The organism is Janibacter zhaoxuefangae, assembly GCF_050271985.1.
Classification (GTDB): Bacteria; Actinomycetota; Actinomycetes; order Actinomycetales; family Dermatophilaceae.
Map to the genome: position 1 here is coordinate 393998 of NZ_CP189849.1, position 14176 is coordinate 408173.

Sequence of the window (14176 nt, forward strand, 5' to 3'; positions counted from 1 at the left end):
CACGTCCGCCGTAGGCTCAGCAGGTCGGGTCGTCGTCGCGAAAGGTCTGTGCCATGCGTGCCATCTGGAAGGGTGCCGTCTCGTTCGGGCTCGTCAACGTCCCGATCCGTCTCTACTCCGCCACCGAGAACCACGACGTGCAGTTCCGGCAGGTCCACCGTGAGGACGGCGGCCGGATCAAGTACCAGCGGACGTGCTCGATCGACGGCGAGGTCGTGGCCTTCGACGACATCGCCAAGGGTTACGAGACCGCGGACGGCGACATGGTCGTGCTCACCGATGAGGACTTCAAGGACCTGCCGGCGCGCACGTCGAAGGAGATCGCCGTCAAGCAGTTCGTGCCGGCGGACCAGATCGACCCCATCTACCTCGACAAGTGCTACTACCTCGAGCCGGACAAGTCCGCGACGAAGCCCTACGTCCTGCTGCGCGACGCGCTCGCGAAGGCGGACCGGATGGCGATCGTCACCGTCTCGATCCGCACCCGCATGACGATGGCCGTGTTGCGCGTCAAGGACGGTGTCATCGTCATGCAGACGATGCTGTGGCCGGATGAGGTCCGGGCTGCGGACTTCGCCAACATCGACGAGGACCAGCACGCCACGGCGCAGGAGCTCGCCATGGCCGAGACCCTGATCGACCAGCTCGCGGGGGACTACGAGCCGTCCGAGTACGAGGACGACTACGCCATCGCCCTGCAGGCGCTCGTCAAGGCGAAGGTCGAGGGCGGCGAGGTCCAGGCCGCCGAGGAGCCCGAAGGGGAGTCCGGTCAGGTCGTCGACCTGCTGGCCGCCCTGGCCAAGTCCGTCGAGAAGGCGAAGGCGGCGCGTGGCGAGGCCACCGCGACGGACGACTCTGACGACGAGGCCGCCGCACCGGCGACGAAGGCGGGCGCGAAGAAGGCCCCGGCCCGCAAGGCCGCGGCCAAGAAGGCGCCGAAGAAGAAGGCGAGCTGAGCGACCTTCGCCATGCCTGAGGGACACACTCTCCACCGGCTCGCCCGGGACCTCGACGCCGCCTTCGCGGGGACCACGCCGTCGGTCACCAGCCCGCAGGGCAAGTTCACGGCGGGCGCCGCACTGCTCGACGGGCGCGAGTTCGTGCACGCGATGTCGTGGGGCAAGCACCTCTTCGCCGAGTTCACGGCCGACGCCTGGCTGCACGTCCACCTCGGGCTCATCGGCACCTTCACGATCGACCGTCACGCCTATGTCGGTGAGATGCCCGTCGTGGGCCAGGTCCGGCTGCGGCTCGCCACGGACGAGCACACGGGCGACCTGCGCGGACCGAACCTCTGCGCGGTGATCACCCCCGACCAGGTGGAGGCCGTCATGGGGCGGCTCGGACCCGACCCGCTGCGCCCCGACCCCGACCCCGAGCTCGGGTGGCGCAAGATCACGCGCAGCAACCGGAGCATCGCGGAGCTCCTCATGGACCAAGGCGTGCTCGCCGGCGTCGGCAACGTCTACCGCAGCGAGGTCCTCTTCCGGCAGCGCGTGCATCCGCTCCGGGAAGGCCGCCGGATCAAGCGCTCCACGTGGGACGCGATCTGGCTCGATCTCGTCGAGCTCATGCCGCTCGGGGTGGCCACGGGCAAGATCGTCACCGTCGCCGAGCAGGTCGCCCAGGTCCAGGCCGATCTCGCGGCGGGCGAGGTCGACCCGCTCGAGGAGCGCACCTCCTACGTCTACCGCCGGGCCGGGGAGCCGTGCCGCGCCTGTGGCTCCAGGATCCGGACCCAGGTCGTGGCGGGCCGCAACCTCTTCTGGTGCGGCAACTGCCAGCGCCGTTCCTGAACCGCACGCGCGTCCGCCCACAGCGAACAGCGGGTCTCGAACCGGAACAACCGGCCCATGGGTGGCGTTGGTCCGCACAAGACGCCACGTCCCGATCTCGACTCGAAGCGGGAATCAGTGCGGGACTTCGCACGGGGCGCGGCTAGCATCGAGGTGACTCGATAGGCAGGAGCGGAAAAGATGTTCGAGCGGTTCACCGACAGGGCCCGACGGGTGGTCGTGCTGGCGCAGGAAGAAGCGCGCCTGCTCAACCACAACTACATCGGGACCGAGCACATCCTCCTCGGCCTCATCCACGAAGGCGAAGGCGTGGCGTCCAAGGCTCTGGAGAGCCTGGGCATCTCCCTCGAGTCCGTGCGCGAGCAGGTCCAGGAGATCATCGGGCAGGGCCAGCAGGCACCGTCCGGTCACATCCCCTTCACGCCCCGCGCGAAGAAGGTCCTCGAGCTGAGCCTGCGCGAGGCCCTCCAGCTGGGGCACAACTACATCGGCACGGAGCACATCCTGCTCGGCCTCATCCGCGAGGGCGAGGGCGTGGCCGCCCAGGTCCTCGTCAAGCTCGGCGCCGACCTCGGTCGCGTCCGCCAGCAGGTCATCCAGCTCATCTCGGGCTACCAGGGTGGCACCGAGGGCCAGACCGCCGGTGTCGGCGCGGGTGGTCAGGCCGAGGGCACGCCCGCGGGCTCGCTCGTCCTCGACCAGTTCGGTCGCAACCTGACCCAGGCCGCCCGCGAGGGCAAGCTCGACCCGGTCATCGGCCGCTCGAAGGAGATCGAGCGCGTCATGCAGGTCCTCTCCCGCCGCACGAAGAACAACCCCGTGCTCATCGGTGAGCCCGGCGTCGGCAAGAGCGCCGTCGTCGAGGGTCTCGCGCAGGACATCGTCAAGGGCGACGTGCCGGAGACGCTGAAGGACAAGCAGCTCTACACGCTCGACCTCGGCTCGCTCGTGGCCGGCTCCCGCTACCGCGGTGACTTCGAGGAGCGCCTCAAGAAGGTGCTCAAGGAGATCCGCACGCGCGGCGACATCATCCTCTTCATCGATGAGATCCACACCCTCGTGGGTGCGGGTGCCGCCGAGGGCGCCATCGACGCCGCGAGCATCCTCAAGCCGATGCTGGCGCGCGGTGAGCTCCAGACGATCGGGGCGACGACCCTCGACGAGTACCGCAAGCACATCGAGAAGGACTCGGCGCTCGAGCGTCGCTTCCAGCCGATCCAGGTCGCCGAGCCGTCGATCGCGCACGCGATCGAGATGCTCAAGGGCCTGCGCGACCGCTACGAGGCGCACCACCGGGTGACGATCACCGATGCGGCCATCGTCGGCGCCGTCAACATGGCCGACCGCTACATCAACGACCGCTTCCTGCCGGACAAGGCCATCGACCTGCTCGACGAGGCGGGCGCGCGACTGCGCATCCGCCGGATGACCGCGCCGCCGGACCTCAAGGAGTTCGACGACAAGATCGCGGCCGTGCGCCTCGAGAAGGAGTCGGCGATCGACGGTCAGGACTTCGAGAAGGCGGCGCGCCTGCGCGACGACGAGAAGACCCTGATCAGCGAGAAGGCGAAGCGCGAGGAGGAGTGGCGCAACGGCGACATGGACGTCGTGGCGCAGGTCGACGAGGAGCTGATCGCCGAGGTGCTCGCGGCCTCGACCGGCATCCCCGTCTTCAAGCTCACCGAGGAGGAGTCCTCGCGACTGCTCCACATGGAGGACGAGCTGCACAAGCGCGTCGTCGGCAACGACCAGGCCATCAAGGGCATCTCGCAGGCCATCCGTCGCACCCGCGCCGGGCTCAAGGACCCCCGCCGTCCCGGTGGGTCGTTCATCTTCGCCGGCCCCACGGGTGTCGGCAAGACCGAGCTGGCGAAGGCGCTCGCGGAGTTCCTCTTCGGCGACGAGGACAGCCTGATCACCCTCGACATGTCGGAGTACTCCGAGAAGCACACGGTCAGCCGGCTCTTCGGCTCGCCCCCCGGCTACGTCGGCTACGACGAGGGTGGCCAGCTGACGGAGAAGGTGCGTCGCAAGCCGTTCTCCGTGGTCCTCTTCGACGAGGTCGAGAAGGCCCACCCGGAGATCTTCAACTCGCTGCTGCAGGTGCTCGAGGACGGTCGCCTCACCGACTCCCAGGGTCGGTCGGTCGACTTCAAGAACACCATCATCATCATGACGACGAACCTCGGTACGAGGGACATCGCCAAGGGTGTCTCGCTCGGCTTCGCCGGTCACGGCGACACCGGCAGCGACTACGAGCGCATGAAGAACAAGGTCCAGGACGAGCTCAAGCAGCACTTCCGGCCCGAGTTCCTCAACCGCGTGGACGACACCATCGTCTTCCCGCAGCTCACCCAGGAGCAGATCGTCGAGATCGTCGACCTCGAGATCGCGAAGCTGGACAAGCGGCTCAAGGACAAGGACATGGGCATCGAGCTCACCCAGGACGCGAAGAACCTCCTGGCGACGCGGGGCTACGACCCCGTGCTCGGTGCACGTCCGCTCCGCCGCACGATCCAGCGCGAGATCGAGGACGTGCTCTCGGAGAAGATCCTCTACGGCGAGCTGTCCGCCGGCGAGATCGTCGCGGTCGGTGTCGAGGGCGAGGGCAAGAAGGCGATCTTCACCTTCGTGGGCGCGCCGCACGCCGGGCCGCTCGACCTCCCGCTCCTCACCACCGAGTCGGGCGAGTGACCGTCTAGGTCACCGACGCCGAAGGGGTCCGCACCAGCGAAAGCTGGGGCGGACCCCTTCGTCATGTCGTCGGTCTGCCCGGGGTCAGCTGAGGCGGGCGCGCATGCGCTCCATGTGGTTGATCTGCGCCTGCTGGGTGGCGACGATGTCGTCGCCGAGGCGCTCGACCCAGACGTCACGCCCGACGCGGGAGCGCTCGACGACCATGTCGAGGGCCCCTTCGTGGTGAGCGATCATCAGGGTCAGGTACTGCAGGTCGAGGTCGACGCCGCGGGCCTGCTCCAGTTCGCGCAGCTGGTCCGGGCTGGCCATGCCCGCCATGCCGTGGCCCTCGTGGCCGGCGTCGAAGTTGGGGTTCTCGGCCTGCGGGGGGACGTCCTCGTCGTTGTTCTCCAGCCACGTCGCCATCGCTTCGGACTCCGGCCCCTGCTCGGCCGCGATGCGGCTCGCGATCCTCGAGACCTCGTCGTCCGTGAACCGGCCCTTGGCGATGGTCGACATCCGGATGGCCTGAGCGTGGTGGACGATCATGTCCTGGACGAAGGAGACGTCGCCCCGGGTGTAGGTCTTGCTGGGGGTGTTGACCGCATCGTCGCCGGTCAGCGAGGCGTTGCTCTCGCCCGGGCGGCCGGGCTGGAGGACGGGGGCGTCGGGAGACGTGGCCGTGGACGTCGGTGGCGCGGCCGTCCCCGAGTTCTCGGTGCAGGCGCTCGTGCCGGCGAGAACGAGGGCTGCGGCGGCTGCCGCCACGAGCCGCGGTCTGCGGGGGCTACGGGGAGCGGGAAGCATCCGGCCACCCTAGGTCGTCCCAGATCGTGGGTTGCCGGGCGGTTGTGGTCTTGACCAAGTTCTGACTCGGTCCAGACCAATAGGGGACAAATCGGGCGAGAGGCTTGCCTTTCGGCGGCGGGAACGGGCCAACCTCGCGCCCGCCATCCTCCGCGAGAAGGGCACCACCATGAGATCGCGTCGCACTCTCAGCGCGAGCGCCGCAGCGCTCATCGCCATCGCCGGGACGGGGTGGACCGTCGCGTCCGCCGCGGGCCCGGACGACCAGATCGGCAAGTCGGGGACGGAGCTGCTGCCGGACCAGATCGGCCGCAGCGCCAACGTCGAGCACCTCATCAACATCCCCAGTTCCGGCGCCTTGGCCGGGGCCACGGGCACGGACATCGCCTTCCAGGGCGACCACGCCTTCGTCGGCAACTACAACGGCTTCGTCATCTACGACATCTCCGACCCGGCTCAGCCCAAGACCGTCGTCCAGGTCTCCTGCCCGGGATCGCAGAACGACGTGTCGGTCAACGGCAACCTGCTCTACCTGTCCACGGACTCCTCGCGCTCGGACGACTCGTGCGCCTCGACGTCGCAGTCGGCGACGATCAAGGACTCGTGGGAGGGCATCAAGATCTTCGACATCTCCGATGTCGCGGCGCCGAAGTACATCACCTCCGTCGAGACGACGTGCGGGTCGCACACCAACACGCTCGTCCCGGACGGCAAGGGCACCGACTACCTCTACGTCTCGAGCTACGGACCGCGCTCGGAGTACCCGGACTGCACCACCCCGCACGACCTGATCTCCATCGTCAAGGTCCCGACGGCTCGCCCGACCGCAGCCGCCGTCGTGGACACCCCCGTCCTCTTCCCCGACGGTGGTTTCACGCCCGGGGAGGGCGACGGCACCCGCCGCGAGACGAGCGGCTGCCACGACATCACGGCTCTGCCGGAGCGCAAGATCGCTGCCGGGGCCTGCATGGGTGACGGGATCATCCTCGACATCTCCAATGCGGCCAAGCCGAAGGTGATCGAGCGCGTGACCGACCCGAACTTCTCGTTCTGGCACTCGGCGACGTTCAACGAGAAGGCCAACAAGGTCGTCTTCACCGACGAACTGGGCGGCGGCGGCGCGGCCACCTGCAACACGACGGAGGGGCCCGAGCGCGGCGCCAACGCGATCTATGACCTGTCCAAGAACAACAAGCTCTCCTTCCGCTCCTACTTCAAGATCGACCGCCACCAGTTCGACTCGGAGAACTGCGTCTCGCACAACGGGTCCCTGATCCCGGTGGCGGGCCGCGACATCATGGTGCAGTCCTGGTACATGGGCGGCACGAGCATCTGGGACTTCACCGACTCGGAGAACCCGCGCGAGCTCGGCTACTTCGAGCGTGGCCCCGCTGCCGGGAACGACGGGGGTGGCACGTGGTCCTCGTACTACTACAACGGCCACATCTACTCCTCCGATCTCGGCAAGGGCTTCGACGTCCTGAAGTTCGTCGACCCGGTGACCAAGGACGCGGACAAGCTCGTCCTCGACCAGCTCAACCCCCAGTCGCAGCTGTCGTACCTGAGCAGGGGGCGCGCCTGATCACGCCGTGACGCCGCTTCGGGCGGCCTGAGCCGTCTCGGCCACGACCCCTACAGTGGGGTCGTGGCCGAGACCGTTTCCCCCGCAACCGAACCCAGCGCCGGACCCGTCATTCGGGCCGCCCGCACCGCCGACGTGAAGGCCATCCGTGCGATCGTGGCGCCGCTGGCCGAGGAGCGAGTGCTCATCTCGAAGGACGCCGTGGCCTACTTCGAGGGGCTGCAGGAGTTCCGCGTCGCCGAGGTCGACGGCCGCGTCGTCGGGTGCGGCGCCCTGCACGTCCTGTGGGAGGACCTCGCGGAGATCCGCACGTTGGCGGTGGATCGGTCCATGGTCGGTCGGGGGATTGGCGCCCTCGTGCTCGAGCAGCTCGTCGAGGACGCGCAGGCGTTGGGTGTCGAGCGGCTCTTCTGCCTGACCTTCGAGACGGCGTTCTTCGAGCGCCACGGCTTCGAGGCCATCGAGGGACAGGCCGTCGCCCCGGAGGTCTACGCCGAACTGCTGCGCTCCTACGACGAAGGTGTGGCCGAGTTCCTCGACCTCGAGCGGGTCAAGCCCAACACCCTGGGCAACACGCGCATGCTGCGCACCCTCTGACCCCCTTCGCGCAGCCCCACCCCCCTTCGAGCACTCACTCACCCCCTTCGCGCTCTCACTCACCCCCTTCGCGCTGCCCACCCTCACTCCCTGCACAAAACGGCTCGCGAGCCGGTTTGGTCCTCCCGAGCCTGTTTGAACCGGCTCGCGAAGCGCAAAGAGGCTCGCGAGCCTGTTTGTGCGCAGGCCTGTGGATGACTCAAGTCACGGATGCCGGCGCTTTGACACGCTGCTCGGGTGACTCTCGACCCTGAACTCGCCCGGCTGGCCAACGCCAACTCCGGCCTCATCACCCGTGGCCAGGCGTCCGCGGGGCACGTCTCGCCCGCGGTGCTGCGGGCCTGCGTGCGGGACGGGGCACTCGTCCGGATCCGGTCGGGCCTCTTCGTCCTAGCGGAGAAGTGGACCGGTGCGGCTCCGCACGAGAGGTTGGTCCTCACGGCGCGGGGCCTGCTCCTGGGCCATGCGACCTGGATGGTGTCGCACCACGCGGCCCTGGCGGTCCATGGTTTGCCGCTCCACGACGTCGACCTCGGCCTCGTCGACGTCGTCGCGCCCGTGGTCACGAGCCGTCCCCGCCGCGGACTTCACGTGCATCGCGCGACCCCCGAGCAGTTGCAGCGCGGACTGACACATCCACTACGGGTGGTCAGTCCCGCGGACGCCTGCGTCCTGACCGCGGCGGCGAGCGGGTATCGGGCTGGGGTGGTCGCCATGGATGGCGCGCTACACCGAGGCCTCGTGACCACCGAGGAGCTGCAGGAGTCCCTCCGGACGACGGGCGTGCGTTACGGCGTCGGCCAGTGCCGCGCGGCCATGGAGGCGGCCGACCCCCTGAGCGAGTCGCCCGGTGAGTCGCTGACGCGGATCATCCTCACCGGGGCGGGGCTGTCGGTGCGATCGCAGGTCGAGATCCGTGACGCGCACGGCTTCATCGGGCGGGTGGACCTCCTCGTGGATGAGCGGGTGATCGTCGAGTTCGACGGCGCCCTCAAGTACGCCGGGCAGGACGGGCGGCGGGCGCTGATGGCGGAGAAGAAGCGCGAGGAGCGGCTGAGGGATGCCGGCTACCGGATCGTCCGCGTCACGTGGGCCGAGCTCGGCAACCCCGCTGCGCTGGTGCGCCGGGTCCGCCAGCAGTTGGCCCGCTGACCCCAACCGGTTCGCGAGCCGGTTTGGTCTTCCCGAGCCTGTTTGAACAGGCTCGCGAAGCAAGAGTGGGCTCGCGAACCCGTTTGTGCAGGGAGGGGTCAGGCAGGGGAAGGGGGCAGTCCTGTGGAAGGGGGTTGGGGGCGAGCGGGAAGGGGGGTCAGGCGGGAAGGCGGAAGCGGCGGCGGGGGAGGGGCTCGACGAGGCCGTCGGCGACGAGCGAGTCGAGGGCGCGTTCGCGTTGCACGTCATCGTCCCAGACCGCGGCCAATGCCGCATGCGGCACCGACCCGGTGGCGGTCCGCAACACCGCCAAGAGCGCTCCCCGGGCCTGACGGTCCGTCCCGTGCCATGCCTGTCCCCGGCGGACGGGGCCGGTGTGCGGCGGCCGACCCGCCCGGAACCACGCACAGTGCTGCGTCACCGGGCACACGTCGCAGCCGGGGGAGCGGGCGGTGCAGACGAGCGCGCCGAGTTCCATGACGGCGACGTTCCACGTGTTGGCGGCGTCGCGGTCCTCGGGCATGACCGACGCGGCCAGGTCCGACTCCGCGCGCGTGAGGGTCGGGGCCGCCTGCGCCTCCCCGCTCAGCGTGCGCGCGAGCACGCGACGCACGTTCGTGTCGACGACGACGCGGGGGTCGCCGAACGCGAAGGAGGACACGGCGGCAGCCGTGTACGTCCCGATCCCCGGGAGCGCCAGCAGCAGGTCGTGGTCGGCGGGCACCTCGCCCCCGTGCCGGTCGACGATGGCGCACGCCGCCTCGTGGAGTCGGAGCGCGCGTCGCGGGTACCCGAGCCGGCCCCACGCCCGGATGACCTCGCCCGGGGGAGCGGCGGCCAGATCGGCCGGTGTCGGCCAACGCTCCATCCATTCGCGCCACAGCGGTTCGACCCGGGCGAGCGGGGTCTGCTGGGCCATCACCTCGGAGAGGAGGACGCCCCATGCCGAGCAGTCGGGCTCGCGCCAGGGCAGGTCACGTTGGTGCTCGTCGTACCAGGCGAGGATGTCCTCGTGCAGCGCGCGCACGTCGGCGGACGGACTCCGGCCGTTCGACAAGCTCAGGTCCTTGGAGGTGCTCAGCTCGGACGGCACGCTCAGACGTAGCGCTCGAGGATGCTCGTCTCGGCGAGACGGGACAGCCCCTCCCGCACGATGCGCGCGCGACCCTCGCCGACGCCGTCGACGGCCATGAGGTCCTCGATGTTGGCGGCGAGCAGGGGCTGCAGCCCGCCGAAGTGGAGGACGAGGCGGTCGACGATGGCGCCCGGCAGCCGAGGGACGCGGTTGAGCAGCCGGTAGCCGCGCGGGCTGACCGACCCGTCGAGCGAATCTCCGACGACGGTGAATCCGAGGGCCCGGGCACAGGCCGACAGGTCGAGCAGCTCGGCGCTGTCGAGGGCGACGAGGTTGTCGCTGGCCTCCTCGAGCGTCAGGCCGCTGCGGTTGCTCGCGAGGTAGTCGAGGACGACCCACTCGAGGTCGTTGCTCAGGCCCGCGGTCAGCTCGTCGAGCTGGAGCGTCAGCAGACGACCGTCGGAGCCGAGCTCGACGACGTAGCTGCTGATCTCCTCGCTGATCCGTCGCACCATCTCCAGGCGCTGCAGGACGCTGGCGACATCGCGGATCGTCACGAGGTCCTCGATCTCGAGCGCCGACAGCGTGCCGGTCACCTCGTCGAGGCGGGACTTGTAGCGCTCCAGCGTCTGGAGTGCCTGGTTCGCCGTCGAGAGGATCTGGCTGGAGTCCCGCAGGACGTGACGACGCCCCGCGACGTAGAGCGCGATGATCCGCATGGACTGGCTCACCGAGACGACGGGGAAGCCGGTCTGCTTGGCGACGCGCTCGGCCGTGCGGTGACGGGTGCCGGACTCGCTCGTCTCGATCGACGGGTCGGGCACGAGCTGCGTGGCTGCGCGGAGGATCTTCGTGACGTCGCGGTCGACGACGATGGCGCCGTCCATCTTCGCCAGCTCGCGAAGTCGCGTGGCGGCGAAGTCGATGTCGAGCGGGAACCCGCCGGTCGAGAGGCTCTCCACGGTCTTGTCATGTCCGAGGACGATCAGTGCTCCGGTGTTACCGCGGAGGATGCGCTCAAGGCCGTCACGCAGTTCGGTCCCCGGCGCGACGGCCGCCTGGGTGGCTCGAAAGAGCTCGTCGTCGGTCGGCTGCACTCCGCGATGGTACCGAGCGACGCCGGAAAACGTCGGATCGAGGGCGACCAGCGAGGGTCACGATTGGGTGGCGATCCGAACGGACTGGACAATCTGCACACCTCGTCGGCATACGGACTTCCGGGGAGTGCACGGGTTGCCCGGAGTCCGTCGACGTCAGCCCAGGAGCTCCGGGAAGGCGTGGGCCGCCGCGGCCGACACGCTGGGCACCTCGAGGACCCGCAACCCCGCGGGAGGAGCCCCGTCACGGGTGGCCCCGACCGGCACCAAAGCGGTCGTGAACCCCAGCCGGTGCGCCTCCGACAGTCGGCGTGCCACGCCGGTTGCCGGCCGGATCTCACCCGAGAGCCCGACCTCCCCGACGGCGATGACCCCGCGGGGGATGGCGACGTCGTGGACGGCGCTGGCCAGGGCCAGCGCGATGGCGAGGTCGCTGGCCGGCTCGCTCAGGCGCACACCGCCGACCGTCGAGACGAAGGTGTCCGAGGGGCCGATCTTCAGCCCAGCCCGCCGCTGCAGCACCGCGATCATCATCGCCATCCGCGACGAGTCGACCCCGTGGGTGGCCCGGCGTGGGTTGGGCGCCGACGACGGGGTGACCAGCGCCTGGACCTCGGTCACGAGCGGCCGCCGCCCCTCGAGGGTCACCGTCACGCACGTCCCCGGCACGTGCACCGACCGACTGGAGAGGAAGAGCCCGCTCGGGTCGGTGAGCCCCTCGATGCCCGCGTCGTGCAGGTCGAAGCAGCCGACCTCGTCGGTCGGGCCGTAGCGGTTCTTGACGGCGCGCACGAGGCGGAGCCGGGTGTGCCGATCGCCCTCGAACTGGACGACGACATCGACGAGGTGCTCGAGAACGCGCGGTCCGGCGATCGAGCCCTCCTTCGTCACGTGACCGACGAGCAGCATGGCGATCCCGCGGGACTTCGCCACCTGGATGAGCGAGGCCGCGACCTCGCGCACCTGACTCACGTTGCCGGCGGACCCGTCGACGGCAGCACTGGCCACGGTCTGCACGGAATCGACGACGACGAGGTCGGGCTCAACCTGCTCGATCTGGCCGAGCACCGTCGCGAGGTCCGTCTCCGCCGCGAGGTAGAGCCCGTCGCTGACGGCCCCGATCCGCTCGGCCCGCCCGCGCACCTGGGCGGCCGACTCCTCCCCGCTGACGTAGAGCACGCGGCGCCCTCCCGCACCGGCCCGCCCCGCGACGTCGAGCAGCAGCGTCGACTTGCCGATGCCGGGCTCGCCCGCCACGAGCACGACGGAGCCGGGCACGAGGCCACCCCCGAGGACGCGGTCGAACTCGGCCACGCCCGTCGTGCGGGCCGTCGCCGTCTCGCCGGAGACCTCGCCGATCGGCACGGCGGGACGGTCGGGACGGGTTGCCGTCGTCGTCCGGACGACCGTGGCCCCCGTCTCCGTCACCGTCCCCCACGCCTGGCACTCCCCGCACCGGCCGACCCACTTCGCAGCCGTCCACCCGCACTCGGTGCAGCGGTAGCCGGCGGCGCGGGTCGTCTTGGTAGCCATGCGGGACAACGTAGGCGCCGGGACCGACAGCCGGTGACCCAGCCCGAAGGGGGCTGGCTCAGTCGCCCCGCGCCAGCAGCGTCGCGGGGTGGACGTAGAGCGGCAGCAGTCGGCGAGGACCGTGCTCGGCGACGGCGGCCGCGGCGGCCAGGTGGGCCTCGCAGTGCTCGGCGAGGATGTCGTAGGCCGCCTTCCCCATGAGCTCGGTCAGCCCGCCTCGCTCGCTGACGTAGACCGGGTCCGCGCCCACGTGCGCGTCCGAGTTCGAGGAGCAGTACCAGTCGAGGTCGTGGCCGCCCGGTCCCCAACCGCGGCGGTCGTACTCCCCGATGCTCACCTCGAGGTAGGACGTGTCGTCCGGCAGTTCGACGGTGCGGTACGAGCGGCGGATCGGCAGCTGCCAGCAGACGTCCGGCTTGACGGTGTGTGGCTCGACCCCGGTGCTCATGGCGTGCTGGTGGAGCGCGCAGCCGGCACCGGCAGGGAAGCCTGGTCGGTTGAGGAAGATGCAGGCGCCGTCCACGACCTTCGTCTTGGTCGCGCCGTCCTCCTTCTCGGTCCACGCCGAGGGCTTGGTCGTGCCCGGGTGCAGCTGCCACTCGTCCGGGCCGAGCCCCTTCGCGACCTTCTTGACGCGCTCGAGGTCGTCCTTGTCGGTGAAGTGGGCCCCGAGGGTGCAGCAGCCGTCGTCCGGCCGGTCGGCGTCGATGCCCGCGCAGCCGTTGCCGAAGATGCAGGTCCAGTTGGACGTGAGCCACGTGAGGTCGCAGCGGAAGCGCTGGCCGGCATCCGCGGGGTCCTGGAACTCGGCCCAGGTGCGGGGGATCGTCAGCGGGGTCTCGGGCACCGCGTCAGCCTACGTGTCGTTGGCGCGATATCGTCTGCGCCATGCGCCTTGGAGTCATCGACGTCGGCTCCAACACCGTGCACCTCCTCGTGGTCGATGCCCACTTCGGCGCGCAGCCCCTCCCCGCCGCCGGCCACAAGGTCGAGTTGCGCCTGTCGGAGCGGGTCACCGAGGCCGGCCTCATCTCCGACACCGTCCGCGACGAGCTGATCCAGTTCGTGGCCGAGTGCACCCAGATCGCCGAGGACCAGGGCGTCGAGGAGACGCTCGCCTTCGCGACGAGCGCCATCCGCGAGGCCCCCAACGGCGACGCCGTCCTGGCCGCCGTGCGTGAGCAGACCGGCGTCGAACTGCGTGTCCTCACGGGCGAGTCCGAGTCGCGCCTGACCTTCCTCGCCGTGCGCCGCTGGTTCGGCTGGTCCTCCGGCACGCTGCTCGTCATGGACATCGGCGGCGGCTCGCTCGAGCTCGCCGTCGGCATGGACGAGGACCCCGACGTCGCCGTCAGTCTCCCGCTGGGAGCCGGTCGCCTGACCCGCGAACTGCTGCAGGGGGACCCGCCGACGCCCGAGCAGATCCGCTCCGCCCGACGTGAGGTCCGGGCCGCGATCGCGGCCTCCGTGCGTCCGATCACGAAGGTCGGCCCGCCCGACCGGGTCGTCGGCACCTCGAAGACCTTCCGTTCCCTGGCCCGGATCGCCGGTGCGGCGCCGAGCAGCGACGGCCCCTACGTGCCGCGCGTCCTGCGCAAGAACGACGTCTCCGAGGTGATCCGTCGGATCGCGGGGATGACGGCCAGCGAGCGCGCGCAGATCCCCGGGGTGTCGGCGACCCGTGCGCAGCAGAGCCTCGCCGGGGCCATCGTCGCCGAGGCGGCCATGGACCTGCTCGGCGTCGACCAGCTCGAGATCTGCCCGTGGGCGCTGCGCGAGGGCGTCATCCTGCGTCGCCTCGACACCATCGACGACCCGGGTCTCGACGTCATCGACATGCCGCAGGTCGACGCGAGCTGAC

Annotated in this window: 12 protein-coding genes; 7 read left to right on the forward strand and 5 right to left on the reverse strand. The window is 70.1% G+C overall.

Going from position 1 to position 14176, the window contains the following annotated elements:
- Positions 1-53: 53 nt before the first annotated feature.
- The 3 genes from ACQBAS_RS01900 to ACQBAS_RS01910 all read left to right on the forward strand — a co-directional run bounded on the left by ACQBAS_RS01900 (position 54) and on the right by ACQBAS_RS01910 (position 4490).
- Positions 54-956 (forward strand): Ku protein, encoded by a 903-nt coding sequence (locus tag ACQBAS_RS01900; protein ID WP_427384647.1) that lies wholly within the window; start codon positions 54-56, stop codon positions 954-956.
- A 12-nt stretch (positions 957-968) separates the two neighbouring features.
- Positions 969-1796 carry an Fpg/Nei family DNA glycosylase gene (locus ACQBAS_RS01905; protein WP_427384648.1) on the forward strand — a complete coding sequence of 276 codons (828 nt, stop codon included), beginning with the start codon at positions 969-971 and terminating at the stop codon, positions 1794-1796.
- A gap of 180 nt (positions 1797-1976) precedes the next feature.
- A complete protein-coding gene (locus ACQBAS_RS01910) occupies positions 1977-4490 on the forward strand; it encodes an ATP-dependent Clp protease ATP-binding subunit (protein ID WP_427384650.1) in 2514 nt (837 codons plus the stop codon).
- An 84-nt stretch (positions 4491-4574) separates the two neighbouring features.
- On the opposite strand, the gene ACQBAS_RS01915 is transcribed toward ACQBAS_RS01910, so the two are convergent.
- On the reverse strand, positions 4575-5279 hold the full coding sequence (locus ACQBAS_RS01915) for a DUF305 domain-containing protein (protein ID WP_427384652.1): 705 nt from the start codon (positions 5277-5279) through the stop codon (positions 4575-4577).
- Between the two features lie 169 nt (positions 5280-5448).
- On the opposite strand from ACQBAS_RS01915, the gene ACQBAS_RS01920 reads away from it, so the two are divergent.
- The 3 genes from ACQBAS_RS01920 to ACQBAS_RS01930 all read left to right on the forward strand — a co-directional run bounded on the left by ACQBAS_RS01920 (position 5449) and on the right by ACQBAS_RS01930 (position 8610).
- The gene (locus ACQBAS_RS01920) at positions 5449-6861 is read left to right on the forward strand and encodes an LVIVD repeat-containing protein (RefSeq protein WP_427384653.1); all 1413 of its coding nucleotides are present in this window, start codon (positions 5449-5451) and stop codon (positions 6859-6861) included.
- 63 nt (positions 6862-6924) lie between these two features.
- Entirely contained in the window at positions 6925-7458 is a 534-nt protein-coding gene (locus tag ACQBAS_RS01925; RefSeq protein ID WP_427384654.1) for an amino-acid N-acetyltransferase, read from the forward strand.
- A 237-nt stretch (positions 7459-7695) separates the two neighbouring features.
- Positions 7696-8610 (forward strand): hypothetical protein, encoded by a 915-nt coding sequence (locus ACQBAS_RS01930; RefSeq protein ID WP_427384655.1) that lies wholly within the window; start codon positions 7696-7698, stop codon positions 8608-8610.
- Positions 8611-8767: 157 nt separating this feature from the next.
- Here ACQBAS_RS01930 and ACQBAS_RS01935 read toward each other — a convergent pair whose 3' ends face one another.
- The 4 genes from ACQBAS_RS01935 to ACQBAS_RS01950 form a co-directional block, all read right to left on the reverse strand.
- Entirely contained in the window at positions 8768-9667 is a 900-nt protein-coding gene (locus ACQBAS_RS01935; protein WP_427384656.1) for an A/G-specific adenine glycosylase, read from the reverse strand.
- 38 nt (positions 9668-9705) lie between these two features.
- A complete protein-coding gene (gene disA / locus ACQBAS_RS01940) occupies positions 9706-10782 on the reverse strand; it encodes a DNA integrity scanning diadenylate cyclase DisA (RefSeq protein WP_427384658.1) in 1077 nt (358 codons plus the stop codon).
- A 156-nt stretch (positions 10783-10938) separates the two neighbouring features.
- Positions 10939-12315 carry a DNA repair protein RadA gene (gene radA / locus ACQBAS_RS01945; RefSeq protein WP_427384659.1) on the reverse strand — a complete coding sequence of 459 codons (1377 nt, stop codon included), beginning with the start codon at positions 12313-12315 and terminating at the stop codon, positions 10939-10941.
- Positions 12316-12373: 58 nt separating this feature from the next.
- The gene (locus ACQBAS_RS01950) at positions 12374-13162 is read right to left on the reverse strand and encodes a hypothetical protein (protein ID WP_427384660.1); all 789 of its coding nucleotides are present in this window, start codon (positions 13160-13162) and stop codon (positions 12374-12376) included.
- Positions 13163-13203: 41 nt separating this feature from the next.
- Between ACQBAS_RS01950 and ACQBAS_RS01955 the strand changes: the two genes are divergently transcribed.
- Positions 13204-14175 (forward strand): Ppx/GppA family phosphatase, encoded by a 972-nt coding sequence (locus ACQBAS_RS01955; protein ID WP_427384662.1) that lies wholly within the window; start codon positions 13204-13206, stop codon positions 14173-14175.
- The last annotated feature ends 1 nt before the right edge of the window (position 14176 follow it).

Bases quoted from the DNA above. Each gene is read 5' to 3' on its own strand.
- ACQBAS_RS01900 (WP_427384647.1), top strand. From the start codon at position 54: ATGCGTGCCATCTGGAAGGGTGCCGTCTCGTTCGGGCTCGTCAACGTC.
- ACQBAS_RS01905 (WP_427384648.1), top strand. From the start codon at position 969: ATGCCTGAGGGACACACTCTCCACCGGCTCGCCCGGGACCTCGACGCC.
- ACQBAS_RS01910 (WP_427384650.1), top strand. From the start codon at position 1,977: ATGTTCGAGCGGTTCACCGACAGGGCCCGACGGGTGGTCGTGCTGGCG.
- ACQBAS_RS01915 (WP_427384652.1), bottom strand. From the start codon at position 5,279: ATGCTTCCCGCTCCCCGTAGCCCCCGCAGACCGCGGCTCGTGGCGGCA.
- ACQBAS_RS01920 (WP_427384653.1), top strand. From the start codon at position 5,449: ATGAGATCGCGTCGCACTCTCAGCGCGAGCGCCGCAGCGCTCATCGCC.
- radA (WP_427384659.1), bottom strand. From the start codon at position 12,315: ATGGCTACCAAGACGACCCGCGCCGCCGGCTACCGCTGCACCGAGTGC.
- ACQBAS_RS01955 (WP_427384662.1), top strand. From the start codon at position 13,204: ATGCGCCTTGGAGTCATCGACGTCGGCTCCAACACCGTGCACCTCCTC.